The sequence below is a fragment of the Streptomyces sp. NPDC002868 genome (assembly GCF_055563295.1).
The window spans coordinates 359,820-385,559 of the sequence record NZ_JBVHDR010000002.1; the positions used below are offsets into that span (position 1 = coordinate 359,820).

25 protein-coding genes are annotated in these 25,740 nt (G+C 70.4%); 8 read left to right on the top strand and 17 right to left on the bottom strand.

Annotation, left to right across the window (positions count from 1 at the left end; all coding sequences use genetic code 11):
- Positions 1-100: 100 nt before the first annotated feature.
- Positions 101-268: a DUF3117 domain-containing protein gene (locus ACZ3H8_RS07510; protein WP_003966491.1), complete on the bottom strand. Its 168-nt coding sequence runs from the start codon at positions 266-268 to the stop codon at positions 101-103.
- 313 nt (positions 269-581) lie between these two features.
- Between ACZ3H8_RS07510 and chcB the strand changes: the two genes are divergently transcribed.
- A complete protein-coding gene (gene chcB / locus ACZ3H8_RS07515) occupies positions 582-1,382 on the top strand; it encodes a 2-cyclohexenylcarbonyl CoA isomerase (RefSeq protein WP_467398642.1) in 801 nt (266 codons plus the stop codon).
- Here chcB and ACZ3H8_RS07520 read toward each other — a convergent pair.
- Together ACZ3H8_RS07520 and ACZ3H8_RS07525 are read right to left on the bottom strand one after the other, a co-directional pair.
- The gene (locus ACZ3H8_RS07520) at positions 1,379-1,999 is read right to left on the bottom strand and encodes a DNA-3-methyladenine glycosylase I (RefSeq protein ID WP_467398644.1); all 621 of its coding nucleotides are present in this window, start codon (positions 1,997-1,999) and stop codon (positions 1,379-1,381) included. The two genes, chcB and ACZ3H8_RS07520, sit on opposite strands and share 4 nt — an antisense overlap.
- Complete coding sequence (locus tag ACZ3H8_RS07525; RefSeq protein WP_307661301.1) at positions 1,996-2,349, bottom strand: DivIVA domain-containing protein; 354 nt, start codon at positions 2,347-2,349, stop codon at positions 1,996-1,998. The genes ACZ3H8_RS07520 and ACZ3H8_RS07525 overlap by 4 nt, the downstream gene beginning before the upstream one ends.
- Positions 2,350-2,449: 100 nt before the next feature.
- On the opposite strand from ACZ3H8_RS07525, the gene folP reads away from it, so the two are divergent.
- Positions 2,450-3,310 (top strand): dihydropteroate synthase, encoded by an 861-nt coding sequence (gene folP / locus ACZ3H8_RS07530; protein ID WP_467398647.1) that lies wholly within the window; start codon positions 2,450-2,452, stop codon positions 3,308-3,310.
- Positions 3,311-3,611: 301 nt separating this feature from the next.
- On the opposite strand, the gene ACZ3H8_RS07535 is transcribed toward folP, so the two are convergent.
- Positions 3,612-4,361: an LOG family protein gene (locus tag ACZ3H8_RS07535; RefSeq protein ID WP_467398649.1), complete on the bottom strand. Its 750-nt coding sequence runs from the start codon at positions 4,359-4,361 to the stop codon at positions 3,612-3,614.
- 80 nt (positions 4,362-4,441) lie between these two features.
- The gene (dapE, locus tag ACZ3H8_RS07540; RefSeq protein ID WP_467398652.1) at positions 4,442-5,521 is read right to left on the bottom strand and encodes a succinyl-diaminopimelate desuccinylase; all 1,080 of its coding nucleotides are present in this window, start codon (positions 5,519-5,521) and stop codon (positions 4,442-4,444) included.
- 39 nt (positions 5,522-5,560) lie between these two features.
- Between dapE and ACZ3H8_RS07545 the strand changes: the two genes are divergently transcribed.
- Together ACZ3H8_RS07545 and ACZ3H8_RS07550 are read left to right on the top strand one after the other, a co-directional pair.
- Positions 5,561-6,493 carry a VldE C-terminal domain-containing protein gene (locus ACZ3H8_RS07545; protein WP_467398654.1) on the top strand — a complete coding sequence of 311 codons (933 nt, stop codon included), beginning with the start codon at positions 5,561-5,563 and terminating at the stop codon, positions 6,491-6,493.
- A gap of 277 nt (positions 6,494-6,770) precedes the next feature.
- Positions 6,771-7,235: an ATP-binding protein gene (locus ACZ3H8_RS07550; RefSeq protein ID WP_467398657.1), complete on the top strand. Its 465-nt coding sequence runs from the start codon at positions 6,771-6,773 to the stop codon at positions 7,233-7,235.
- Positions 7,236-7,358: 123 nt separating this feature from the next.
- Here the strand turns inward: ACZ3H8_RS07550 and ACZ3H8_RS07555 are convergent, their stop codons facing one another.
- Positions 7,359-8,453 (bottom strand): bifunctional succinyldiaminopimelate transaminase/glutamate-prephenate aminotransferase, encoded by a 1,095-nt coding sequence (locus tag ACZ3H8_RS07555; protein WP_467398659.1) that lies wholly within the window; start codon positions 8,451-8,453, stop codon positions 7,359-7,361.
- 103 nt (positions 8,454-8,556) lie between these two features.
- The gene (gene fdxA, locus ACZ3H8_RS07560; protein WP_018089397.1) at positions 8,557-8,877 is read right to left on the bottom strand and encodes a ferredoxin; all 321 of its coding nucleotides are present in this window, start codon (positions 8,875-8,877) and stop codon (positions 8,557-8,559) included.
- A gap of 114 nt (positions 8,878-8,991) precedes the next feature.
- Here fdxA and ACZ3H8_RS07565 point away from each other — a divergent pair, with 114 nt between their 5' ends.
- Complete coding sequence (locus ACZ3H8_RS07565; RefSeq protein ID WP_467398661.1) at positions 8,992-9,990, top strand: GNAT family N-acetyltransferase; 999 nt, start codon at positions 8,992-8,994, stop codon at positions 9,988-9,990.
- A 17-nt stretch (positions 9,991-10,007) separates the two neighbouring features.
- Entirely contained in the window at positions 10,008-10,862 is an 855-nt protein-coding gene (locus tag ACZ3H8_RS07570) for a transglutaminase family protein (RefSeq protein ID WP_467398664.1), read from the top strand.
- Between the two features lie 338 nt (positions 10,863-11,200).
- Here ACZ3H8_RS07570 and recQ read toward each other — a convergent pair whose 3' ends face one another.
- The gene (recQ, locus tag ACZ3H8_RS07575) at positions 11,201-13,063 is read right to left on the bottom strand and encodes a DNA helicase RecQ (RefSeq protein ID WP_467398666.1); all 1,863 of its coding nucleotides are present in this window, start codon (positions 13,061-13,063) and stop codon (positions 11,201-11,203) included.
- Positions 13,064-13,241: 178 nt separating this feature from the next.
- Here recQ and ACZ3H8_RS07580 point away from each other — a divergent pair, with 178 nt between their 5' ends.
- Positions 13,242-13,541, top strand: coding sequence for a hypothetical protein (locus tag ACZ3H8_RS07580; RefSeq protein ID WP_467398669.1), 300 nt, complete (start codon positions 13,242-13,244; stop codon positions 13,539-13,541).
- Positions 13,542-13,664: 123 nt separating this feature from the next.
- On the opposite strand, the gene ACZ3H8_RS07585 is transcribed toward ACZ3H8_RS07580, so the two are convergent.
- From ACZ3H8_RS07585 to ACZ3H8_RS07600, 4 genes are all read right to left on the bottom strand, one after another.
- Positions 13,665-15,923: a peptidoglycan binding domain-containing protein gene (locus ACZ3H8_RS07585; RefSeq protein ID WP_467398672.1), complete on the bottom strand. Its 2,259-nt coding sequence runs from the start codon at positions 15,921-15,923 to the stop codon at positions 13,665-13,667.
- Positions 15,924-16,157: 234 nt separating this feature from the next.
- On the bottom strand, positions 16,158-16,568 hold the full coding sequence (locus ACZ3H8_RS07590; RefSeq protein WP_467398675.1) for a DUF6113 family protein: 411 nt from the start codon (positions 16,566-16,568) through the stop codon (positions 16,158-16,160).
- 31 nt (positions 16,569-16,599) lie between these two features.
- Positions 16,600-17,490 carry an N-acetyl-1-D-myo-inositol-2-amino-2-deoxy-alpha-D-glucopyranoside deacetylase gene (gene mshB / locus ACZ3H8_RS07595; RefSeq protein ID WP_467398678.1) on the bottom strand — a complete coding sequence of 297 codons (891 nt, stop codon included), beginning with the start codon at positions 17,488-17,490 and terminating at the stop codon, positions 16,600-16,602.
- A gap of 31 nt (positions 17,491-17,521) precedes the next feature.
- Positions 17,522-17,716, bottom strand: a complete 195-nt coding sequence (locus ACZ3H8_RS07600) for a hypothetical protein (protein ID WP_307661316.1) — start codon at positions 17,714-17,716, stop codon at positions 17,522-17,524.
- A gap of 156 nt (positions 17,717-17,872) precedes the next feature.
- Between ACZ3H8_RS07600 and ACZ3H8_RS07605 the strand changes: the two genes are divergently transcribed.
- Positions 17,873-20,008 (top strand): alpha/beta fold hydrolase, encoded by a 2,136-nt coding sequence (locus tag ACZ3H8_RS07605; RefSeq protein WP_467398682.1) that lies wholly within the window; start codon positions 17,873-17,875, stop codon positions 20,006-20,008.
- Between the two features lie 374 nt (positions 20,009-20,382).
- Here ACZ3H8_RS07605 and ACZ3H8_RS07610 read toward each other — a convergent pair whose 3' ends face one another.
- From ACZ3H8_RS07610 to ACZ3H8_RS07630, 5 genes are all read right to left on the bottom strand, one after another.
- Positions 20,383-21,432 carry a hypothetical protein gene (locus ACZ3H8_RS07610; RefSeq protein WP_467398685.1) on the bottom strand — a complete coding sequence of 350 codons (1,050 nt, stop codon included), beginning with the start codon at positions 21,430-21,432 and terminating at the stop codon, positions 20,383-20,385.
- 270 nt (positions 21,433-21,702) lie between these two features.
- Positions 21,703-22,770 carry an ABC transporter ATP-binding protein gene (locus tag ACZ3H8_RS07615; RefSeq protein WP_467398688.1) on the bottom strand — a complete coding sequence of 356 codons (1,068 nt, stop codon included), beginning with the start codon at positions 22,768-22,770 and terminating at the stop codon, positions 21,703-21,705.
- A complete protein-coding gene (locus ACZ3H8_RS07620) occupies positions 22,763-23,737 on the bottom strand; it encodes an ABC transporter ATP-binding protein (protein ID WP_467398690.1) in 975 nt (324 codons plus the stop codon). The genes ACZ3H8_RS07615 and ACZ3H8_RS07620 overlap by 8 nt, the downstream gene beginning before the upstream one ends.
- Positions 23,738-23,747: 10 nt before the next feature.
- Positions 23,748-24,752, bottom strand: a complete 1,005-nt coding sequence (locus tag ACZ3H8_RS07625; protein ID WP_467398693.1) for an ABC transporter permease — start codon at positions 24,750-24,752, stop codon at positions 23,748-23,750.
- A complete protein-coding gene (locus ACZ3H8_RS07630; RefSeq protein ID WP_356231281.1) occupies positions 24,745-25,668 on the bottom strand; it encodes an ABC transporter permease in 924 nt (307 codons plus the stop codon). Before ACZ3H8_RS07630 ends, ACZ3H8_RS07625 begins: the two co-directional genes overlap by 8 nt.
- Positions 25,669-25,740: the final 72 nt, after the last annotated feature.

The window sequence follows — 25,740 nt, forward strand, 5'->3', positions numbered from 1 at the left end:
CGACGCGGCCGCTGCCACGCTCGTTACGCATCCGATCCGGAACACAGCACTGCCCCGGCACCGAAGTGCCGGGGCAGTGAAAAGTGTGGGCGCTTCCGCGTCAGCCGACGACCTTCTTCAGAGCGTCGCCGAGGGCATCGGCTTCGTCCGGAGTCAGCTCGACCACAAGCCGACCGCCGCCTTCGAGCGGAACGCGCATGACGATGCCCCGCCCCTCCTTGGTCACCTCGAGCGGGCCGTCGCCCGTCCGCGGCTTCATGGCCGCCATGCTCGTTCCCCTTCCTGAAACCAGCTCATCGCAGCCGACAACCCAGGTGTCACCGGCATCGAACACATTGCTTCCAGGTCATTATCCCGCATGGCGGGACCCGATGACCAACATCAGTCGGCATCGCTTGCGCAACGCGCTCTCTCAAAACCACTCAATTCGGCGATCCGCCTGCGATACTTCGCCACCGCGCGCCCGGCCGGGCGCGAAGATTGTTTGACGCAGGTCACATGTTCGCCCCCGGCGATCTCCGCCATGCTGGGCCCTGAACACGCCTGAACACCAACGTCAGAGCCGCAAAGGGGACCCTGCCATGGCCGACTCCGTGCTGTACGAGGTGAGCGACGGACTCGCGACGATCACGATCAACCGGCCCGAGGCCATGAACGCGATGAACACCGAGGCCAAAGTCGCTCTGAGGGACTCGGCCCGGGCAGCCGCCGCCGACCCTTCCGTACGGGCGGTACTGCTCACCGCGTCCGGGCGCGCCTTCTGCGTGGGCCAGGACCTCAAGGAGCACATCGGGACCCTCCTCGCCGCCCGCGAGTCCGGCAGCGGCGACACCATGAACACCGTGCGGGAGCACTACAACCCCATCGTGCGGGCCCTGACCGAGATGCCGAAGCCGGTCGTGGCCGGGGTCAACGGCGTGGCCGCGGGCGCGGGCCTCGGCTTTGCGCTCGCCGCGGACTACCGGGTCGTCGCGGACACCGCAAAGTTCACGACCTCCTTCGCGGGCGTCGCGCTGAGCGCCGACTCCGGGGTGTCGTGGACGCTGCCCCGGCTGATCGGCCAGAGCCGGGCCGCGGATCTGCTGCTCTTCCCGCGCTCGTTCTCCGCGCAGGAGGCCTACGAGCTGGGCATCGCGAACAAGCTGGTCCCCGCTGACGACCTGGCCGCAGAGGCCGCCGCGGTGGCCCGGGCGCTGGCCGAAGGACCGACCGTGGCGTACGCGGCGATCAAGGAGTCCCTGGCCTACGGCGCCGGTCACACGCTCGGCGAGACGCTCGACAAGGAGGACGAGCTGCAGGCGAGGGCGGGCTCGTCCGAGGACCATGCGATCGCGGTCCAGGCCTTCATCGCCAAGGAGAAGCCGGAGTACCTCGGCCGCTAGGAGCGAGCCAGGCGCGGGCTGGGAGCGGGCCAGGCGCTCGCCCGGCGGGCGACGCAGCCGCTCAGGTGGTCGTCGACAAGGCCGCACGCCTGCATGAGCGCGTACGCCGTCGTCGGTCCTATGAAGCGCAGCCCGCGCTTCTTGAGGGCCTTGGACAGCGCGGTGGACTCGTCCGTTACGGCCGGGACGTCGGCGATCGTGCGTGGAGCGGGCCGCGCCGCCGGGTCGGGGGCGTACGACCAGATCAGCGTGTCCAGCTCGCCGGGGGACCAGCCGGCGAGCACGCGCGCGTTGGCGAGGGTCGCCTCGATCTTGGCTCGGTTACGGATGATCCCGGCGTCGGCGAGGAGGCGCTCCTCGTCGGCGTCGGTGAACTCCGCGACAGAAGCGATCTTGAAGCCGTCGAAGGCGAGGCGGAAGCCCTCGCGCCGGCGGAGAATGGTGATCCAGGACAGGCCCGACTGGAAGGCCTCCAGGCAGAGACGTTCGAAGAGCGCGTCGTCGCCGTGGACGGGGCGGCCCCACTCCTCGTCGTGATACGTGACGTAGTCGTCCGTGGACAGACCCCAGGGGCAGCGCAGCTTCCCGTCGGGGCCCGGTGCGACACCGCCGGTCACCGCTCGGGCTCCTCGCCGGGCTTGGTGAACAGGTCGCCCCTGCCCACAGCGGTGGCCTGCGCGCCGGCCAGCGCGGACTCCAGTTCGGCGATGCGCGCGTCCCGCTCGGCGAGCTCGGCGCCGAGGCGGCCGAGCACATCGTCCACGTCCGCCATCCGGTAGCCGCGGGGCGCGACCGGCAGCCGCAGCGCCTCGACGTCCGCACGGCCGACCGGGCGGGTGGCCGGCAGCGGGTCGACCAGCTGCTCGGGCGCCACCTCTGGCAGGGCCGCGCTGTCGCCGCCGCCGACCACAGCGAGGGTGACCGCGGCGACGACCACGACCATCGCGATCAGCAAGAACAAGAACACGAGCGAGCCTCTCCCCAAGCGGAAACTGTCCGGTGCTGATCGTGCCACGGGACTCTGACAGTTAGGGTCGCAGGCGAACGACCTGAGGAGGAAACAGCGGATGCTGCGGCTGGGACGGCGCGAATTCGACGCGCACGAGCCGGTGATCATGGCGATCGTGAACCGTACGCCTGACTCCTTCTACGACCAGGGCGCGACCTTCCACGACGAGCCGGCCCTCGCCCGCGTCGAGCAGGCGGTGTCAGATGGTGCTGCCATCATCGACATCGGTGGGGTGAAGGCCGGTCCCGGGGAGGAGGTGACGGCCGAGGAAGAGGCACGTCGGACGGTCGGCTTCGTGGCCGAGGTGCGCAGGCGCCACCCGGACGTGGTGATCAGCGTCGACACCTGGCGGCACGACGTGGGCGAGGCGGTCTGCGAGGCTGGCGCGGACCTGCTCAATGACGCGTGGGGCGGGGTGGACCCGAAGCTGGCGGAGGTCGCCGCGCGGTACGGCACGGGCCTGGTGTGCACGCACGCGGGCGGCACGGAGCCGAGGACACGGCCGCACCGGATCGCGTACGACGACGTGGTGGCGGACATTTTGCGGGTGACGCTCTCGCTGGCGGAACGAGCGGTGGAGCTGGGGGTGCGGCGGGACGGGATCATGATCGACCCCGGTCATGACTTCGGGAAGAACACGCGCCATTCGCTGGAGGCGACGCGTCGCCTCGGGGAGCTGACGGCGACGGGCTGGCCGGTGCTGGTCTCGCTGTCGAACAAGGACTTCGTCGGCGAGACGCTCGACAGGCCGGTGAAGGAACGCGTGATCGGGACGCTGGCGACGACGGCGGTGTCGGCGTGGCTGGGGGCGCAGGTGTATCGCGTGCACGAGGTGGCGGAGACGAAGCAGGTGCTGGACATGGTGTCGACGATCGCGGGCCACCGGGGACCGGCGGTGGCGCGGCGGGGGTTGTCGTAGCGGCGGGGGCGGTGCGGTGCGGGTGCGGTGCGCCTGCGGCGGGCCTGTTCCCCGACCCGCCCCTTCCCGAGCCGGGGCTCCGCCCCAGACCCCGGTACGCCCTTCGGGCGTTGTCCTCAATCTCCCCCAGACTTCGTCCGGGGGGACCCCCAACGGGCTTGAAGTTCTGCCCATCCGGCGAAAACTCAAGCCTCGCCGGCGTTTGAGGCTCGGGGCCCGGGGCCCGGGGCCCGGGGCAAGGCCCCGAAATCAAGCCCCTCCGGCGATTGAGGAGCGTGGTCCGGGGCGGAGCCCCGGCGGGTCAGTGGCCCGTCTCCTTCGTCACCATCGCCACCGCCTCCTCCACGTCGTCCGTGACATGGAAGAGCAGCAGGTCGTGAGCCGACGCCTTCCCCTGCGCCACCACCGTGTTCCGGAGCCAGTCCACCAGTCCGCTCCAGTACTCCGTACCGAACAGCACGATCGGGAAGCGCGTGACCTTCCGGGTCTGGACCAGCGTCAGCGCCTCGAACAGCTCGTCCAGCGTGCCCAGTCCGCCCGGCAGCACCACGAAGCCCTGCGCGTACTTCACGAACATCGTCTTGCGGACGAAGAAGTAGCGGAAGTTCACGCCGATGTCGACATGCGGGTTGAGGCCCTGCTCGAAGGGGAGCTCGATGCCCAGGCCGACCGAGATGCCCTCCGCCTCCCGCGCCCCCTTGTTCGCCGCCTCCATCGCGCCCGGGCCGCCGCCCGTGATCACCGCGAAGCCGGCGTCGACCAGCGCCTTGCCGATGCGGACGCCCGTGTCGTACTCGGGGGTCCCGGGCCCCGTGCGGGCGGAGCCGAAGACGCTGATCGCGCTGGGCAGTTCGGCCAGCGCGCCGAAGCCCTCCACGAACTCCGACTGGATGCGCATGACCCGCCAGGGGTCTGTGTGCACCCACTCGGAATCGCCCTCGGTGTCCAGCAGCCGCTGGTCGGTGGTGCCGGGCTGCACCTGATCCCTACGGCGCAGCACCGGTCCCAGTCGCTGCTCCTCCAGCGCCCGCAAACCCTCGGGGTTGCCCATGACCTGCTCCCTCCGGCCGAACATTGTTGCTTTGAGTCAGGGTAGGTCGGTGAACGTTACGACATGTGAAATCGGGGTTGTCAGACAGTGAGCCAGTCCCGGAGCCGGCCCTCGCAGTGCGTGATCTTGTCGACCGCGACATGCTCGTCCCGCTTGTGGGCGAAGAGCGCGTCACCGGGCCCGTAGTTCACCGCGGGCACGCCCAGCGCGCTGAAGCGTGAGACGTCCGTCCAGCCGAACTTGGGCTGCGCCGTGCCGCCGACCGCCGCTATGAACGCGGCCGCCGCCGGGTGCGAGAGCCCGGGCAGCGCCCCGCCGGTGTGGTCGTCCACCACGAACTCCGCGACCCCGCAGTCCGCGAAGACCTCGTGGACATGCGCCAGGGCCTCCTCCTCGCTGCGGTCGGGCGCGTAGCGGTAGTTGACCACCACGGTGCACTCGTCGGGGATGACGTTGTTGGCCACTCCGGCCTCGATCCGTACGGCGTTGAGCCCCTCCCGGTACTCAAGCCCGTCGATCACCGGCCGTCGCGGCTCGTACGCGGCGAGCTTGGCCAGGATCGGCGCCGCGGCGTGAATGGCGTTCGACCCCATCCAACTGCGCGCGGAGTGTGCCCGCTCCCCCGTCGTACGGAGAAAGACCCGCAGCGTGCCCTGGCAGCCGCCCTCGACCTGCGCGTCGGACGGTTCGAGGAGGACCGCGAAGTCGCCCTTCAGCCAGTCGGCATGGGCCTCGGCCACATGTCCCAGACCGTTGAGGTGTGCGGCGACCTCTTCGTTGTCGTAGAAGACGAATGTGAGGTCGCGGTTGGGCTCGGGGACCGTCGCGGCGATGCGCAGCTGGAGCGCGACGCCCGACTTCATGTCGCTCGTGCCGCAGCCCCACAGCACGCCGTTCTCGTCCAGCCGGGACGGCACGTTGTCGGCGATCGGAACCGTGTCGATGTGCCCGGCCAGGATGACCCGCTCGGCGCGCCCCAGGTTCGTACGGGCCACGACGTTGTTGCCGTGCCGGCCGACGGTGAGATGCGGCAGGGCACGCAGCGCCTGCTCGATCGCGTCGGCGAGGGGCTTCTCCTCGCCGCTGACCGACCGGAAGTCGACCAGCCGGGCGGTGAGCGCCGGAGCATCAAGAGTGAGGTCAAGCACGGTGTCGGGCATGGCTCCGACCTTAACGCGGGCTCCAGTACGGTGGGCAGCGTGTCCGAGACCGCCTCCCCCGTCCGGCGCGGCCGCCTCCTGCGTATCGCGGCCGCGGTCGCCGTGCTGCTGGCACTCATCAGCTACGTCGTGGTGCAGTACGTCACCGGCGGCGGCGCCCCTCGCTGCACCGTCCGTACGGCCGAGGGCGAGGGCCCCACGTACGAACTGAGCACCGAGCAGGCCGCGAACGCCGCGACGATCTCCGCGGTCGGCACCACCCGCGGCCTGCCGGAGCGCGCGGTCACCATCGCGCTCGCCACGGCCCTCCAGGAGTCGGGGCTGCGCAACATCAACCACGGCGACCGGGACTCGCTCGGCCTGTTCCAGCAGCGTCCCTCCAAGGGTTGGGGCACGACCCGCCAGATCCTCGACCCGGTCTACGCCGCCGGGAAGTTCTACGAGCGTCTCGCCGAGGTCCCGGGCTACTCGCGGCTGCCGCTGACCGTCGCGGCGCAGCGCGTCCAGCGCAGCGGTTTCCCGCAGGCGTACGCGAAGCACGAGCCGGACGCGACGCTGCTGGCCGCCGCCCTGACCGGCCGCGCGACCGGGGCTCTGACGTGCGAATCGGGCAAGGGTGAGGAGCCGGGCGATCCGGCGAAGGTGCGCGAGGAGCTGGTGCGGGCGTTCGGCCCCGAGGTGCTGCCGGAGGCGAGGACCTCGGGCAGGGCGGGAGCGCCCGGCCCGCGGGAGGTGGCCGTACCGGTGCCGTCGACGGTCGGGACGGACGGCGGCGGAGCCTCGCAGCGCGGCTGGGAGCTGGCGCACTGGGCGGTGGCGCGGGCGGAGGGGCTGCGCATCGAGGAGATCTCGTACGGGGGCCGGGTGTGGAGCGCGAGCGAGTCCGACGAGGGCTGGCGTTCCACGGGCGCCGCGTCGGGTTCCGCGCCGGGTTCCGAGGCGCCCAACGTCCGAATTCGCATCGCACAGTAATCCGGGCGCTCCCTCGAAGGAGGCGCTTCAGTCACGTTCGGACGAGAAGCCGGACGGCTATTCGCACGCGTTGCCAGTGATCCATCAAACCCCTTGCGCACAAAGGGAAGTGACGGTTCAGCAGACCCCTGCGCAATGGAATGTTTGTCCATTTTTATCCAGGGCTGATAATGCGACGCATTACCAACTCTTTACCTTGGTGCACCGCAACTTCCCCCGCCCTTCAGACGGTTGTCAGTGCGTACGAACCAACGTCCTTCTCGTCTCAAGGAGCATCATGTCCCTCCCCCTGACCCGTCGGATCGCCCGTGCCGCGCTGCTCATCGCGGCGGGTGCAGCCCCCGTGGTCGGTGCGGCCGGCTCCGCAAGCGCCGTGGAACTTCCCCAGAGCCCGCTCGGCGGCCTGACCGCCCTCGACACGGACAGCGTCGGCAACACTGTCGACGGTGCCGCGCAGAAGGCCACCGGCACCGCGGGCGAGACCGGCGCCGAAGCGGTCAAGAAGACCGTCCCGGCCGCGGGCAAGACCGTCGGCAAGACCGGCAAGTCTGCGCCCGGCACCGCCAAGGAGGCCGCCGGTGACACCGCGGGCAACGCCGCCGACGTCGTCGGCGAGACCGCCGGCACCGCGACCGAGTCGCTCGGCGGCGAGACCGCCGGCACGGCGACCGAGTCGCTCGGCGGCCTGCCCGTCGGCAGCGGCCTGCCCACCGAGCAGCTGCCGGTGAAGTCCCCGCTCTAGTCCACGCAGATACGCCGAGATCGGCAGAGACAGGCGGAGATACGGCTGAGGGGCCCCGGGAGCGCGAACTCCCGAGGCCCCTCTCTGCGTTTCTCTGCGTTGTTCTGCGCTGCCCTATCGCCGTCAGCCCAGGCGCTTGACCGCGGCCTCGACGCGTTCGTCGGTCGCGGTGAATGCCACCCGTACGAAATTCTCCCCGGCCGTTCCGTAAAAGTCGCCGGGCGCCACCAGAATGCCGAGCTCCGCCAGGTGCGCGACCGTGTCCCAGCACGGCTCGTCGCGCGTCGCCCACAGATAGAGGCTGGCCTCGCTGTGCTCGATCCGGAAGCCGTGCCCCTCCAGCGCCGTGCGCAGGGCGGTGCGCCGGGCGGAGTACCGCGCCCGCTGCTCCGTGACATGCGTGTCGTCACCGAGCGCCGCGACGGTCGCTGCCTGTACCGGCGCGGGGGTCATCATCCCGCCGTGCTTGCGGATCTGGAGCAGCTCGCCCAGCACGGCCTCGTCACCGGCGATGAACGCGGCGCGGTAGCCGGCCAGGTTGGAACGCTTGGACAGGGAGTGGACGGCGACGACGCCTTCGTACGTACCGCCGCAGACATCCGGGTGCAGGACCGAGACCGGCTCCGCCTCCCAGCCGAGCTCCAGGTAGCACTCGTCGCTGAAGACCAGAACTCCGTGCTCGCGCGCCCACCCGACGATGCGGATCAGCTCGTCCTTGGCCAGCACCCGGCCGGTGGGGTTGGAGGGCGAGTTGAGCCAGAGCAGCTTCAGACCGGCGGGGTCGAGGTCCGTTGGGTCGTCGTAGACGGCGGCCTCCGCGCGGGCCAGGCGCGCGCCGACCTCGTACGTCGGGTAGGCGAGCCGAGGGTAGGCGACCTTGTCGCCCGGGCCGAGACCGAGCTGGGTCGGCAGCCAGGCCACCAGCTCCTTGGAGCCGACGACCGGCAGGACGTTCGTGTGCGCCACATCGACGGCGCCGAGCCGCCGCTCCACCCATCCGGTGAGCGCGTTCCGCAGCTCGGCCGTCCCCCACACCGTCGGATAGCCGGGCGAGTCGGCTGCCGCGACGAGGGCCTTCTGGACCAGCTCGGGGACGGGGTCGACGGGCGTGCCGACGGAGAGGTCCACGATGCCGTCCGGGTGGGCCGCCGCCGTCGCCTTGTAAGGCTCGAGCTTGTCCCAGGGGAAGACGGGAAGGCGCGAAGAGACTGCGGGCACTGGCTTCTCTTTCTCGTACGTCAGGCAAAGGCCTCGGTCCCGTACGGACGACGAACCGTACGGGACCGGGAGCGGCACTGCTGCAGGCCGTCTACTGCGGGAACTACTGGTTCTGTGGCGGCAGTGCAGCAATGAAGGGGTGGTCGCGCTCGATCAGGCCGAGCTTGGAAGCACCACCGGGAGAACCGAGCTCGTCGAAGAACTCGACATTCGCCTTGTAGTAGTCCTTCCACTCCTCCGGGGTGTCGTCCTCGTAGAAGATCGCCTCAACCGGGCAGACCGGCTCACAAGCACCACAGTCGACGCATTCGTCCGGGTGGATGTACAAGGACCTGGAGCCCTCGTAGATGCAGTCGACGGGGCACTCCTCGATGCACGCCTTGTCCTTGACGTCGACACAAGGCTGCGCGATGACGTAGGTCACGCTGTCGTTCCTCCTCGGTAGGGCTGGCATTGCGCGGGAGCGCGGCGTCGTCGATGCCCGCCCCTAGTATCTCCGTTCTTGGCGACGATCCGAACAGGAGGGGCTCGCAGACCTGTGGAATTCACCCACGGCGGACGGCTCGAGGTCCGCATCACACCCGCTGACGTGGGCAAACGTGTATCAGTCAGGCGCCTGACCGGCTCCGGCGGGGTGCCCGCGAAGTTCACCGACACGGTCGGAGTTCTCACATACTGGAACGAAGGTGTGCTGCTGATCACACGCCGGACCGGTGAGAGCGTCCGCATTCCGGAATCGTCGCTGGTCGCGGGCAAGGTGGTGCCCGCCGCACCGGCCCGGCGGCGCGGGCCCGCGGCGGATTTCCTGGAGCTCGCGAGGGTGACCGCACGCGCCTGGCAGCCGGTGGAGAGCGAGCGGCTCGGCGAGTGGGAGCTGCGGGCGTCGTCCGGGTTCACCCGGCGGGCCAACTCGGTGCTGCCGCTCGGAGACCCGGGGATGCCGCTCGACGAGGCGCTGGCCACGGTGCGTACGTGGTACGAGGACCGGGGCCTGCCCGCGTATGTGCAGACCGCGACCGGGGCGGCGGGCACGCAGGAGGAGCTCTGCGCGGAGCTCGAGGCGCGCGGCTGGCGGCGCGAGGTCTCGGCGGAGGTGCGGATCGGGGCGCTGGCCCCGATCGGCGACCTGGACGCGGATGTGGAGCGGGTGCGGCTCGCGCGCTCCGTCGACGAGGCCTGGCTACAGCGCTACCAGCGGTCCGGTGTGCCCGGGCCACATGTGCTGAAGGTATTGGGGAGCGGCCCCTCTGTGTGGTTCGCATCCGTACCCGGAGTCATAGGCGGTGCACCGGCGGCAATCGGGCGGTGTGTGGTCGACGGCCGCTGGGCGGGCTTCATGGCGGTGGAGGTGGACCCGGCGTACCGGCGCCAGGGCCTCGCGACCTCGGTGATGACCGCGCTCGCCCGGCGCGCGCTCGAGGAGGGCGCGTCGGCGGCCTGGCTGCAGGTGGAGTCCGACAACGACGGTGCGCGTGCGCTGTACGAGGGAATGGGCTTCGCGACCCACCACCGCTACCACCACTTCCGATCTGCGTAAGCGGGTACGAATCGCGTATGCACGACGAATCCCCCGACCCGCCCGCCGACTGGCCTGCCGACCGGCGGCGGCTGTTCGCCGAGGAGGCCCGCTCCGGGCGGCCCGACCTCGCGGTGCTGTGCCTGCTCGTAGGCGCGGAGGCAGACCCCTCCGTGGACGAGGCGGCTCTGGACGCGGCCCAGATCGAACTGGACCGCCTCGCCGGCCTGCTCCCGTTCGGTCTGACCGGCCCCCGCGAGTGGGCATCCGCCCTGGCCGACCTCCTCGGCGGCCGCTGCGACTTCAGAGGCACCCCCGGCGACTACCAGCGCCTTGAGTCCTCCCTGCTCCACGAGGTCCTGCGGCGCCGCCGGGGCCTGCCGATCCTCCTCTCGGTGGTCTGGATCGAGGTGGCACGCCGCGCGGGAGCGCCGGTGTACGGAGTCGCCCTGCCCGGCCACTTCGTGGTCGGCTTCGGCGACCCCCACGAGCAGGTCCTCGTGGACCCCTTCGCGGGCGGCCGCCTGCTGACGGGCCCGGACGCGGAACTGCTGGTCGCGGGCGCCACGGGCGCGCCGCTGGACCCGTCGATGCTGAGCCCGGCGGACCCGCTCGACGTGGTGGTGCGCATCCTGAACAACATCCGCGCCTGGGCGGCGACCCGACCGGAACAGTCGGACGTCGCTCTGTGGGCGGTCGACCTGTCCCTGCTGCTGCCCAGCCACCCGGCGCGCCTGCGCTACGAACGGGCCCAACTGCTTGTACAGCGCGGGGAGTTCGCGATGGGGGCGGCGGAGCTGGACGCGTACGCGGATGTAGTGGCGGCGGTGGACCAGACCGCGGCGGACGCGATCAAGGGGCGGGCCCGGGCGGCGCGGGCGATGCTGAACTGAGTCCCGGTGTCACACTCGCGCGCCGACACGACTCTCAGGAGGTATCAGAGGGCGGCGCGCAGGAGGGACCCCATGGACCGCACAGGCACGTCGGACGATGCGACGCAGGTCAGGCGTCCCGAAGGCGGCGGCCGCGGTGGGGGCTGCGCAGGTAGCCCCGCCACTGAGGCCCGCTACCCAGTCGCTTCCGCCGTACGGCGAGCCCGCCTGTGATGCCACCATTTCATGGTGGCATCACTACGTAGGTCTCGCCGGCGCGCCCGTCAGGGAGCTCGGCCAGCAGGTCTGCGGCCAGCAGCCGGCAGGTCCCAGCGGGATTGCCCCCGGGAAGGGGGCTGCTACTCGGACAGGGCCTTCGCCGCCTCGGCGAGAGTGTCCAGGATCGGCTGCCCGTACTTCGCCAGCTTGTTCTCGCCGACCCCGTTCAGCGTGCCGAGCTCCGCCAGGGTCGATGGAGAGGTGACCGCGATCTCGCGGAGCGTCGCGTCGTGGAAGACGACATACGCGGGCACGCCCTGCTCTTTCGCGGTGGCGGCCCGCCAAGCGCGGAGCGCCTCGAAGACGGGCATTGCCTCTTCGGGCAGGTCGACGGGGGCTCGCTTCTTGGACGGCTTCTCCGTCCGCGCCGCCGCCTTCTTCTCGGGCTCGCGCCGCAGCGAGACGGCGCGCCGCCCTCCCAGCACCTCACCACTCGTCCCGGTGAGTACGAGCGTCCCGTAGTCGCCCTCGACGGCGATGAGCCCTTGCGCCAGCAACTGCCGTACGACACCGCGCCATTCGGCCTCGCGCAGCTCCGTACCGATACCGAAGACACTCAGCGCATCGTGGTCGAACTGGATGACCTTGGCCGTCTTCCGGCCCAGCAGGATGTCCGTGACCTGGCCCGCGCCGAACTTCTGGCCGCGTTCGCGCTTGAGCCGGACGACGGTCGACAGGAGCTTCTGGGCGGCGACGGTGCCGTCCCAGGACTCCGGGGGCGTCAGGCACGTATCGCAGTTGCCGCACGGGCTGCTCTCCTCCCCGAAGTAGGCGAGGAGCTGCACGCGCCGGCATTCGGCCGTCTCACACAGCGCGAGCATCGCGTCGACGTGCGCGGAGAGCCGTCGCCGATGTGCTTCGTCCCCCTCCGAGCCCTCGATCATCTTCCGCTGCTGCACAACGTCCTGCAGCCCGTACGCCAGCCAGGCCGTGGACGGCAGCCCGTCGCGCCCGGCCCGCCCGGTCTCCTGGTAGTACCCCTCCACGGACTTGGGCAGGTCGAGATGGCAGACGAAGCGCACATCGGGCTTGTCGATCCCCATGCCGAAGGCGATGGTCGCCACCATCACCAGCCCGTCCTCCCGCAGAAAGCGCGCCTGATGCTCGGCTCTCGTACGGGCATCGAGCCCAGCGTGGTAGGGCAGCGCCTCGATCCCGTTCTTCACCAGGAACTCGGCGGTCTTCTCCACAGAAGCCCGGGACAGGCAGTAGACAATCCCCGCATCGCCGCCGTGCTCGGCACGCAGGAGCGCCAGCAGCTGCCGCTTCGGGTCGTCCTTCGACGCAATCCGGTACTGAATATTCGGCCGGTCGAAGCTGGCCACGAAGTGCCGGGCATCCTGCAGCTTCAGCCGGGACGCGATCTCGGCATGGGTGGCTTCGGTGGCGGTAGCGGTCAGCGCGATCCGCGGCACATCGGGCCAGCGCTCGTGCAGCGCGGACAGAGCAAGGTAGTCGGGCCGGAAGTCGTGCCCCCACTGGGCCACACAGTGCGCCTCGTCGATGGCGAACAGCGAGATGGTGCCGCGCTCCAACAACCGCACTGTCGACTCGACGCGCAGCCGCTCCGGCGCGAGATAGAGCAGATCCAGCTCCCCGGCCAGAAACTCGGCCTCGACGAGCCGCCGCTCGTCGAAATCCTGCGTGGAGTTGAGAAACCCCGCCCGCACCCCGAGCGCCCTCAGCGCGTCGACCTGGTCCTGCATGAGCGCGATGAGCGGCGAAACGACAACGCCCACGCCCTTCCGCACGAGCGCGGGGATCTGGTAGCAGAGTGACTTGCCGCCACCGGTCGGCATGAGCACGAGCGCGTCACCACCTGCGACGACATGCTCGATGATCTCCTGCTGGTTCCCCCGGAAGGAGCCATAACCGAAGACGCGATGCAGCACCTGCAGCGCGTCACTCGCCTCGGGCGGGGTGTCGAGGTCCGGAGCGCTCATCCGGCGATTCTATGAGGATCACGGGCCGAGGTCCGGCGGATGGGCAGACCCGTGGCCAACCGCAGAAACCGGGCGACGGTCGGACACGAACGGGGTACGACGACATGCGGTCTGCGGTCCGGGGCGGTCTGCTGGCGAAGGGGCGCCGAGCAGAGCCGAACAGAAGTGAGGGTTCCCGATGGCTGTTGTGCTGTCACTGCGCTGGGCAGGTGTCACGCCCGAGCAGTACGACACGGTGCGCACCGCGGTGCGCTGGGAGGAGCAGGCGCCGGACGGCGCCGTCCTGCATGTGGCCTGGTTCGAGCCCGGCACTCTGCGCGTGATCGACGTGTGGAACTCACAAGACGACTTCGAGCGCTTCTTCGCGGAGCGGCTCGCCCCCGCGGTTGTGGAAGCCGGCATCACCGGTGAGCCCGAGCCCCGGTTCATCCCGCTTCACCGGCGCTTCGTAGCACCCGGAGTGAGCGGCGCCGGCTGACGCCTGCCCGGCGCACGGCCGTGCCGCGAACGTGCGGGCGGCGCGCAGGCCGCCCTGGATGTGGCAGAGCCCCCGCTCGGGACCGGGCAGGGGCTCTGATTCAGCGACGACGGCGGTCGGCCGCTAGCTCGGGTTGAGCTCGATCGTGGCGGTGCGTTCGGCCGGCGTCTTGCCGCGCAGGGCCGTCCCCATCGCCTGGGCCACGTCGTCCTCGGAGAGCTGGTGCTTCTTCCCGTCGCCCTTGGTGATCAGGACACCCTCGAACACGCCGTCCAGCAGCTCGGCGATCGCCTTCTTGTCGTAGACCTCGACCAGCCTGCCGTCGATCGCCTTCATCGAAAGGATCTTCGGCAGCGACTTGGCCGGACCGAACTGGATCTGCTTGCCGCCTGCCTTGATCGTGACCAGGTCGGACATCGCGGGCTCCGCGAACTCCTTCATCGCCCGGTCGAGCTCGGTCTGGCTGACAGTCGGCTCGCGGGTGGCGACGGGCAGTTCGACGATGTTCGGCCTGCCGGTCTCGACCTGGGCGCGGTAGGCGTCCTTGACCGAGATCATGGAGCGGCCGACGTCCAGTGCCTGGCCCGCCTTGCCCGGTATGGCGACGGCCTTGCCGGGTTCGAACTTGATCGTGCCCTCGGTGGCCGATCCCGAGATGCCCGCGAGGTCGGTGAGCGCGACGCCCAGCTTCTCCTCGTCGACCAGGATCACCGGTTCGGAGACGCGCTCGGCACCGAAGAGGGAGCCGATCACCGAGACGGGGTTGTAGTCGCTGCCCGCGGCCTTGCGGACGGTCTCCTGGCTGTCCAGGGAGAGTCCGGCCTTGTCCGGGGCGAGCTGCTCCTTCTTGCCGCCGACCGTGAGCTGAAGGGGCTTGGCGGCGCGCTTGCCGAGGGCGGCGTCGAGCTTGCCGACCGCGTCCTCCTTGGTACCGCCGCCGATGTCGACGCCGAGAACCGTTGTGCTCTTCGGTACGTCGGAGTGGTTCATCAGCAGTCCCGCGCCGTACGCGATGCCGAGCAGGCCGACCACTCCGGCGCCGGCGAGCACCAGCTTGGAGCGGCCCTTCTTAGCGGGCGCGGGGCGGGGCGCGGGCGCGGGGGCAGGGGCGGGCCTGGCCGCGGCGGGGCGCGGGGCGGGCACCACGGGGCCGCCGGGGCCACCGCCCGGGCCGCCAGGGAACTCCGGTGCGGAGAAGTCGCCCTCGTCCTGCGGGCCGGGGAACTGCAAGAGGGGGTTCGGTCCGGTGCCGGGGCCGTGCTGCGGAGCGCCGAGCGGCGGGAAGGGCGAAGGCGTGCGGTGCTCCGGGGGCACGACGGGGATGCCGCTGGTGAGCGTGTCACCGGAGACATGGCCGGCGGTGGGATCGGGCGCCGGACCGGCGGGCTTCTGCGGGGTCAGCACGGCGGTGTCGTCGGACATCCGGGGCGCGCCGGAACCAGGCCCCTGACCAGGAACACCGGGAGCACCGGGAGCACCGGGACCGCCGATGCCCGGACCCGCGGGACCCTGTCCGGGACCGGCGGGGCCACCCGGACCGTGCCCAGGCGCACCGGGACCACCCGGACCGCCCTGGGCGCCCGGACGCGGGCGGATCGGCATGCTGCCGGTCGACGGGCCCGCCGTCGGCCCGGCGGGCGGCCGTGCACCCAGCGGAGGCGTTTCGTTCCCGGGAGCGAATCCGTTCGCACCGGATGCCGTGCTGTCGGCGTTCGCCGCCAGGTCGCTCAGCGAGCTGCCGGAGCGGGGCGCACCCGGTCCGCCCTGAGCCGGGCCGGACTGCGGACTGTCCGAGAAGTACGGATGACCGGCCCCGGGACCGCCGCCGTTCGCGGCCCCCTGACCCGGACCCGAAGCCGGCGCCGGTGCGGAAGGACCGGCAGGCGCGGCCGAAGCCGACAGACCCGCCCCATTCGTGCCGGAATTCGTGCCGGACGACTTGCGCGGCGCGAACCAGTCGCTCGTCGGCGGCTTCTCCTCCGCCTGCGGCTCCGCCGCCGCGGCGTCCTGCGCCACGTCCGGCCGCGGAGTGCTGCCCGTACGCTCGCTGTCCCGTCCGCCCGAAGACGCGCCCGAAGACCCGCCCAGGGTGCCGCCCGACGAAGCCGCGGAGGCGTCCGCCTCGCTCATCGGCGTACGCATGACGACCGGCGGGATCGGCCGCGAACCCGGGATGTTGATCCGGATGCGGGTGGTCAGCGTGGTCTCGGTCCTGGGCTCGTCCGGCTGCGGCTCGGGAGCCGCGCCGGCCTCGTCCGGAGCGTCCTGCGTGGGATGCAGCGACGGATACTGGCGGGATCCGTACGGCGGTGTTCCCGAGGGGTACGCGGCTCCACCGCGCCCCTGGGGGCCGGAGGACGAACTGTCAGTTTCACGACTCAAAGCAGGTTCTCCCGGTTGGCTTCGCCGCCCGTTTCTTACTGGATAGCTACTGCTGCGGGCGGCTCGGCGGCGCGCACCACCATACTGGCCGCCGAAGACAGACGCCCCGGGACTGTGGGAAGCGACATTCCGCCGACCGTACGGGCATGGTCAGTTCAGTGGCTTCCCACCCCTAGGGGCGACCCACCATAGGGCCCGCCCCACCTGCTGCCTACCAGGGGGTCCCACCGCCCCCTACTTGCCAAGTCGGCCGGGCCCGCCGCCCGGTTGCGCCGGCCGCGACATGGTGGCGCACATCACAGCCACCGCCATCCCGCCGAGCATGTAGACCAGCGGCCCGATCCCGGCGGCGAACGCCCCGTCACCCTCGGGACGTCCGATGCTCAGCAGCACGATCGCCGCCAGCCAGCCGACGGCGGGCGCGACGACCCCGAGCTGCGTCTCGGTCGCCCGCAGGGAGCCGTAGAACAGCCCCACCGCGGCGAGCAGCGCGAGCACCAACCCGCCCGGGAACCAAGCGCCTTGGACCAGGGAGCCCGCGATGCCGACGAGCGCGCCGAGCACGGCGAGACCGAGGTAGGCGGCGATCCTGCCGGGCTTGGGCGACTGGGTGAGCCAGGAGCCGGGTACGTCGTGTCCGCTCATGCCGCAACTCCTGAAATGCCGCAACTCCCGCTCATGGTGCAACTCCTGTGAAGAGGTCGTGCTCACGCTCTCCGGGCGGCGCGCCCGGCTCGCCCCGCACCAACTGGTAGTACTCCGTCGCGAAGATCGGCTGCCCCAGATAGTTCGAGAGTGCGAAGAAGGGGCCGTCCACGGCGATTTGGGTGTCATGGGCGCGCATCGCCGCCGTCTTCCGCTCCGCGTACGCAGTGCCGTCGATCTCCGTGGTGATGTCGGAGTCGTCCACGACGCCCGGAATGTCGTCGATCTCGGCGATGCCCGGGAAGTTCACTCCGCCCGCGGCGCGCAGCCGGGCGAAGCCCTCCTCGGCCACCGAGCGCGGCACCCGGTTCCAGTAGATCTTGGCGATGGTGTGCGGGTCGCCCAGGTCGCGCCGGAAAGCGCGCTCCGCGGCCAGTTCGGCGGCGCGCATCGCGACCCGGTGGGCCTGGATGTGGTCGGGATGTCCGTAGCCGCCGTCCGGGTCGTACGTCACGAGCACCTGGGGACGTACGGAACGGATGATCTCGACGAGGTACGGGGCGGCGTCGTCCACGTCGGTGTTCCAGAACGCACCCGCGCGGCGGTTCTGCGGGACGCCCATCATCCCGGAGTCCCGGAACCGGCCCGGGCCGCCGAGGAAGCGGTGATCGGTGACACCCAGCTCCTTCATCGCGGCGGCCAGTTCTCCGGCGCGATGGGGCCCGAGACGGTCCTCCCGGTCGGACGCGAGGTGGGCGAGATCCGGCGGAATGACCTCGCCCTCCTCCCCGAGGGTGCAGGTCACCAGCGTGACCTGGGCGCCGGCGGCCGCGTACAGGGCCATCGTCGCGCCGTTGTTGATCGACTCGTCGTCCGGGTGAGCGTGCACCAGGAGCAGACGACGGGCGGGAAGATCCTTCATGCGGACAGCCTACGAGGCCGGACCCGCCGCGCTAGAACTTGATGCCCCCGATCATCCCGGCCACATTGGTGGTCAGTTCGGTGATGGTGGGGGCGATGGACGAGCTTGCGAGATAGAACCCGAGCAACACGCAGACCGCCGCATGCCCACCTTTCAGCCCGGACTTCCGGACCAGCAGGAAGACGACGATCGCCAGCAGCACCACCGCCGAAATCGAGAGTGCCACGGCGGTTCACCTCCACAGATATTCGGTCGGGACGGGCAGGTTGCATGTGCCAGGAGGGTCATACCCACCTTGCGCTACGGATCATAACTATCCGTACGAACGCATCGATCGGTGCACGGCAGCACACGGGGGCGCACGAACGCTAGGTTCGGTCGCATGACCACGAGGCCGCAGCTCTCCTTTCCGCGTCAGTACGCCAGGACCCAGCGCTTCACTCTCGGCGCCCCGCGCGCCTTCACGGTGTCGCCGGACGGATCCCGGGTGGTGTTCCTCAGGTCGGCCTCGGGGACCGACCGGGCGGGCCGGCTCTGGGTGCTCGATCTCGACGGCGACGCACGCCGGCCGCAGGAGCGGCCGGCCGCGGATCCGGACGCGCTGCTGGGCGGGGCGGAAGAGAGGCTGTCCCCGCAGGAGCGGGCCCGGCGGGAACGCAGCCGTGAGGGGTCTGCGGGCATCGTCGGCTATGCGGTGGACCAGGCGGTCGAGTTGGCGGCGTTCACGCTCTCGGGGCGGCTGTACGCCGCGGAGCTGCGGGCCGGGACCGCGCGCGAACTGCCCGTGCCCGGCCCGGTGATCGACCCGCGGCCGTCCCCCGACGGCCGGCACATCGCGTATGTGGCGCGGGGTGCGCTGCGGGTGGCCGGTGCGGAGGGCGAGGAGGACCGGGCGCTGGCCGAGCCGGAGGACGAGCACACCACCTACGGACTCGCGGAGTTCATCGCGGCCGAGGAGATGGACCGCTCGCGCGGCTTCTGGTGGTCGCCCGAGTCGGACCGGCTGCTGGTCGCCCGGGTCGACGAGCGGGAGGTACGGCGCTGGTGGATCTCCGATCCCGCGCATCCGGACCGGGAGCCGGAGCAGGTCGCCTATCCGTCGGCCGGGACGCCCAACGCGGAGGTGCGGCTGTATCTGGTCACGCTGGACGGGGAGCGTACGGAAGTGGGCTGGGACCGGTCCCGGTATCCGTATCTGGCCCGGGTGCACTGGTCGGCGGCGGGCGCCCCGCTGCTGCTCGTACAGGCTCGTGACCAGCGCACGCAGCTTTATCTGGCGGTTGATCCGGAGACGGGCGTGACCCGGACGGTGCATGTCGACGAGGATCCGGTGTGGCTTGATCTGTTCCCCGGGGTGCCGGCCTGGGCGCCGGACGGACGACTTGTACGGATCGCGGACGAGGGCGGCGCGCGGGTGCTCGCGGTGGGCGACCGGGCGCTGACCGGGGCCCAGTTGCAACTGCGGGCGGTGCTGGACATCGGCGAGAACGATGTGCTGGTGTCCGCGGCGGCGGGCGAGGAGGCCGCGGATCCGGAGATCGGCGAGATCCATGTGTACCGCGTCAACGAGCTGGGGATCGAGCGCATCTCGGAGGGCCCCGGGGTGCACTCGGCCGTACGCTCCGGCCCGGTGACGGTGCTTGCCTCGTCGCGTACGGAGGTGAGCGGCGCGTCCGTGCAGGTGCTGCGGGAAGGCAAGCCGGTCGCAACCGTCGCCTCGTACGCGGAGCAGCCGGTGCTGACTGCCCGGGTGCGGCTCTGCGAGGCGGGCAGGTTGCGGATTCCGTGCGGCGTGCTGCTTCCCGAGGGCTACCAGGAGTCGGACGGTCCGCTGCCGGTGCTGATGGATCCCTACGGGGGCCCGCACGGCCAGCGTGTCTTCGCCGCGCAGAATCCATACCTCACCTCGCAGTGGTTCGCCGACCAGGGTTTCGCGGTGATCGTGGCGGACGGCCGGGGCGCGCCCGGCCGCTCCCCCGGCTGGGAGAAGGCGATCAAGGACAACTTCCCGCTCACCCTCGACGACCAGATCGAGGCGCTGCACGCACTGGCCGGAGCGTTCCCGCTGGACCTCGACCGGGTGGCGATCCGCGGCTGGTCGTACGGCGGTTATCTGGCGGCGATGGCGGTGCTGCGCCGCCCGGACGTGTTCCATGCGGCGGTCGCGGGCGCGCCGGTGTCGGATCTCCGGCTGTACGACACGCACTACACGGAGCGCTATCTGGGCGATCCGGCTGGGCGGCCCGAGGTGTACGCGGCCAACTCGCTCGTCACGGAGGACGGGTTGACGACGCCGGAGAATCCGGCAAGGCCGCTGATGATCATCCATGGTCTGGCGGACGACAATGTGGTGATGGCACATACGCTGCGGCTCTCGTCGGCGCTGCTGGCGGCGGGGCGGGCGCATGAGGTGCTGCCGCTGAGTGGGGTGACGCATATGACGCCGCAGGAGCAGATCGCGGAGAATCTGCTGCTGCTTCAGGTGGACTTCTTGAAGCGGTCGTTGGCGAGGCGGTAGCGGGGGGTGCGGGGCGTGGATGACCGGGTCCGCCCGGCCGGGGCTCCGCCCCGGACCCCGCGCCTCAATCTCCCCCAGACTTCGTCCGGGGGGACCCCCACGAGGCTGGATTCGGGGCTCCGCCCCGGGCCCCGCTCCTCAAACGCCGGGGGGGGCTGGATTTCGCGTCCGGGACCGCGCCTCAAACTCCCCCACGGGGGCTTGATTTGCCCGGGCGGGCTTCAAGTTTCGGCCGGACGGGCGGAAATTCAAGCCCGTTGGGGGTCCCCCGGACGAAGTCTGGGGGAGATCGAGGACAACGCCCGGAGGGCGTACCGGGGTCTGGGGCGGAGCCCCAGTTCGGGAAGGGGCGGGTCGGGGAAAAAGCAGCCCCGTCACCAACCCGGCGGGGGCGACGTCGGCGGCGGCGGCCCCCCGCCGCTCTGCGGATAGCCATAGCCATAGCCGGACCGCGGCTGCTGCCACACCGGCGCACCCCCCGAAACCTCATCCCTCTCGCCCCGCCGGGCCAGCGCCATCACCAGCACCACCCCCGCCGCCAGCTCGAACAGCCAGGACAGGACCAGCAGTTGATCGCGGGTCGGCAGATCGCCGAGCCGGGAGACGAGTTCGTTCCGGACCGCGATGTCGACGCCCCGCCCGCCCGTGCCCAGCAGGAACACCGCCACCACCAACCCCAGCGGCCGTGAGAAGACCGCGTGGAAGAGCGCGCCGAACGCCGCCACCAGTGCGAGCACGACGATCACCGCGACCAGCCAGCCGGGCGGGGTTCCGAGCAGCGGCAGCAGGACCGTCTCGCTGCCGGTGAACCGGTCGAGACAGCGCGAGCCGCCGATCTCCGTCGCCGTGTAGACCTCCCAGGCCGCCAGGATCCCCGCCGACGCGCCGAGCAGCAGAAAGGCGAGCACGGACACGCCCTGGGTGGGCCGGGTCGGCGTCAACTCATGGGCGGGTTGGGCGTCGTGCGTGACGTACGGGTCGTAGCCGCCGGGCGCACGGCGGCCCGCGGCGGCCGTGATGATCAGCCCGAGGCCGAGCCCGAGGGCAGCGAAGGCGCAGTACAGCGCCCGGGTGCGCAGTTCGTCGGTGGCCCGCAGGCCCATCCAGGAGGTGCTGAGGACCCACAGGCCCGGCAGCCGCAGGGCGAGGGTGATCACTCCGACGGCCACCAGCGCGGCGGCCGCGACGGCCGAGCGCAGGGCAGCAACGACCACGGTGACGTACACCGCCAAGAGCAGCAGGTCTTCCAGGGACGTCGTCAGCGGGTCCGAGGCCCCTGCGCTGCCGTTCCCGGTCCAGTACCGCCAGAGATCCAGCGGGTCGTCCACGGTGGTGAGATCCCGGCCGATCCAGCCGCCCACGATGAGAGCAAGCGCGGCGCACAGCACCGCTCCCGTGATCCGAGCCCCCCGGGTAAGAGTCACAGGTGCGATGTTGCATCGCTGTGCACCGTTGAACAAGGGCCCCTGCACCGGGTGGGCGACCGGCCGGGGCCACATGGCGAGCCCCAGCCGGTCTACGGCACCCGCACGGCCGTACGCTGTCCAGCGTGGCGCGTTCGTATATCGGAGTTGCGACGGTCAAGTTGCCTGCGTGTTAACGAAATTGATGGTTATTTGTTTGATTTTGTATGCCCCGATGCGGACTGCGTGATGAATCCAGGGTCATGAATGGCGGGGGCGCGGAGAGAGACATCACTCCGCCTCGGGTTCCGACGGGACCACGCGTTTCTCCTCCGCGAAGTGGCACGCCGACGGATGCTGCGCGGGCCCTTCCTGCAGCCGGAACTCCGCCGGCACCGCCAGCAGCGGCACCTCCAGTTCGCAGCGCTCCTGCGCCTTCCAGCACCGCGTGCGGAACCGGCAGCCCGACGGGATGTTCGCGGGCGACGGGACATCACCGCGCAGGATGATCCGTTCGCGGCGCTCACGGGCCTCCGGGTCCGGCACCGGGACCGCCGACAGCAGTGCCTGGGTGTACGGATGCGTCGGGTGGTCGTAGATCTCCTCGTCCTTGCCGATCTCCACGATCCGGCCCAGGTACATCACACCGACCCGGTCGGAGATGTGCCGCACGATCGACAGGTCGTGTGCGATGAACACATAGCTCAGGCTGAACTCGCTCTGCAGCTTGTCCAGCAGATTGATCACCTGCGCCTGGACAGAGACGTCGAGCGCCGAAACCGGCTCGTCCGCCACGATGATCTCCGGCCGGAGGGCAAGCCCGCGCGCGATGCCGATGCGCTGCCGCTGGCCTCCGCTGAACTGGTGCGGATAGCGGTTGATGTACTCCGGGTTGAGCCCCACCACGTCCAGCAGATCCTGGACCTTCTTCCGGCGCGAGCCCTTCGGGGCCACCTCCGGGTGGATCTCGTACGGCTCACCGATGATGTCGCCGACCGTCATCCGTGGGTTCAAGGACGTATACGGGTCCTGGAACACAATCTGGATGTTCCGGCGCACGGCTTTGAGCGCACGCCCCGACAGCTTGGTGATGTCGTCGCCCTTGTACCGGATCACCCCGGCCGTCGGCCGCTCCAGATGGACCAGCAGTTTGGCGAGGGTGGACTTGCCGCAGCCCGACTCCCCCACGATGCCGAGCGTCTCGCCCGCCGCCAGGTCGAGGTCGACGCCGTCGACCGCCTTCACCAAGCCGACCTGCTTCTTGAAGAGGATGCCCCGGGTGAGCGGATAGTGCTTGTACAGGTCGCGCACTTCCAAAATCGCCTCAGCCTGCCCGACCTGCTCAGCCTGCTCAGCCATTGAGCGCCTCCTGCCAGAAGTGGCACGCGCTCCTGCGGTCCTGCGACACCTCGTACAGCGGCGGCACGTCGGTCCGGCACACGTCCCGAGCCAGCGGGCAGCGCGGGTTGAAGGCGCAGCCGGGCGGGATGTTCATCAGGTTCGGCGGCAGGCCCTTGATCGCGTACAGCTCCTGGCCCTTCTGGTCCAGGCGCGGGATCGATTCGAGCAGCCCCTTGGTGTACGGATGCGCCGGGGCCTTGTAGATGTCGTGCACCGGGGCCGTCTCGACGATCCGCCCCGCGTACATCACCGCGATCCTGTCCGCGACGTCGGCGACCACACCGAGGTCGTGGGTGATCAGGATCAGCCCCATGTTCAGCTCGCTCTGGAGCTTGGCCAGCAGATCCATCACCTGGGCCTGGACGGTGACGTCCAGCGCGGTCGTCGGCTCGTCCGCGATGATCAGCGAGGGCTCCAGGGCGAGCGCCATGGCGATCATGATGCGCTGGCGCATACCGCCGCTGAACTGGTGCGGATACTGCCCCACCCGCTCCTTCGCCGCCGGGATGCCCACCCGCTCCATCAGCTCGACGGCCTTGGCGCGCGCGTCCTTCCGCGACATCTTGCGGTGGACGACAAACATCTCGCCGAGCTGGTCGCCCACGCTCAGCACCGGGTTCAGGGACGAGAGCGCGTCCTGGAAGATCATGGCCATCCCGGCCCCGCGGATCTTCCGTCGCTCGTCCTCCTTGAGCTTCAGAAGATCCTGCCCCTGGAAGAGGACCTCGCCGCCGGCGATCTTCCCCGGGGGCGTGTCCAGGATGCCCATGACCGCCTGCGCCGTGACGGACTTGCCGGAGCCGGACTCGCCCAGCACGGCGAGCGTCTCGCCCTCGTCCACCGTGTAGCTGACGCCGTTGACGGCCTTGGCCACCCCGTCCCTCGTACGGAACTCCACGTGCAGATCGCGCACTTCGAGCAACATGGCGGGCTCCTCAGCGCAGCTTGGGGTCGAGGGCGTCGCGCACCGCGTCGCCGAGCATGATGAACGCGAGCACGGTGATCGCCAGCGCACCGGCCGGCCAGAGCAGCATGTGCGGGGCGTTGCGGATGTACGGCGAGGCGGAGGAGATGTCGATGCCCCAGGACACGGTCGGTGGCTTGAGACCGACACCGAGGAACGAGAGGGTCGCCTCCAGGGAGATATAGGTGCCGAGCGCGATGGTCGCCACGACGATCACGGGAGCGACGGCGTTGGGGGCGATGTGCCGCAGCAGCATCCGGGAGTTGGACGCACCGAGCGCCCGCGCCGCCTGGACGTAGTCGTTCTGCTTCGCGGTGATGACCGAGCCGCGCGCGATCCGGGAGAGCTGGGGCCAGCCGAGCAGCACCATGAAGCCGATGACCGGCCAGACGGTGGAGCTGGTGACGACGGACAGCAGGACCAGTCCGCCGAGGACGACCGGGATGCCGAAGAAGATGTCGGTGACGCGGGACAGGATCGCGTCCGACGCCCCGCCGAAGAAGCCGGCGAGACCGCCGAAGACGGAACCGATCAGCGCGACACCGAGGGTGGCGCAGACGCCGACCGTGACCGAGGCGCGGGCGCCGTAGACCGTGCGTGTGTACACGTCACAGCCCTGTCCGTTGAAGCCGAAGGGGTGGCCCGGCTGGGAACCCTGCTGGGCCTTGGCGAGGTCGCACTGAAGCGGGTTCTGGGTGGCGATCAGCGAGGGCCAGATGGAGATGACGACCAGAAAGAGGATGACCAGGCCGGAGACGATGAAGATCGGGTTGCGCCGCAGATCGCGCCACGCGTCGGACCACAGACTGCGGGGCCGCTCGGCGGGCCCGGTGCCCATCGGGCCGCCGGGTGCCCGTCCGCCGGAGGCGGCTGATGCATCCAGCTCCAGCGTCGTCCCCTCGCTGGTCGCGAGGTCCATCGCGCCACCCGCTCCGGTGGGAGCGATGGCTTCGCCCGGATCGGATCGCTCAGGCATACCGGATCCTCGGGTCGAGAACGGCGTACAGAAGGTCGACCAGCAGATTCGCCAGCAGGAAGACGATGACGAGTACGGTCACAAAGCCGACGACGGTCTGGGTGTTCTGGCGCAGAATGCCCTGGTAGAGCTGGTAGCCGACGCCGTGGATGTTGAAGATGCGCTCGGTGACGATCGCGCCGCCCATCAGGGCGCCGATGTCGGTGCCGATGAAGGTGACCACCGGGATCAGTGAATTGCGCAGCAGATGACGGCTGATCACACGCCCTCTGGGGAGCCCTTTCGCCTTCGCGGTGCGGACGTAGTCGGAGCGGGCGTTCTCGGCGATCGAGGTCCGGGTGAGCCGGGTGACGTACGCGAGAGAGACCGAGGCGAGCACAAGTCCGGGGATGAGCAGCTCGTTGATGGGCGCCTCCGGTGAGACGGCGGGCTTGATGACGCCCCACTCGACGCCCAGCAGCAGCTGGAGGATCAGACCGGTGACGAAGGTCGGGACCGAGATGACGACCAGCGTGAGCAGCAGCACGGAGGTGTCTACGGGACGGCCGCGCCGCAGGCCCGTGATCACGCCGAGCGTGATGCCGATGACGATCTCGAAGACGATCGCGACGATCGTCAGCCGGATCGTGACCGGGAAGGCTTCGCCCATCAGCTCGGTGACCTTCTGCCCGTTGAAGGCGGTGCCGAAGTCGCCGGTGAAGACATTGCCCATGTACGTCAGGTATTGCTGCCACACCGGCTTGTCGAGGCCGAACTCCTTGCGCAGCTGGGCGGCCGTCGCCGGGTCGCACTGCCGGTCGCCGCAGAGGCCCGCGATGGGGTCGCCCATCACGTTCACCATGAGGAAGATCAGCAGTGTGGCGCCGAAGAAGACAGGGATCATCTGCAGCAGACGCCGGATCACATAACGTCCCATGAAGGGCTCCGGGGGTCGTGGGAAGGGGGACGGCCCGGCGCATAGGACACGCCGGGCCGGCCACCTTCCGCC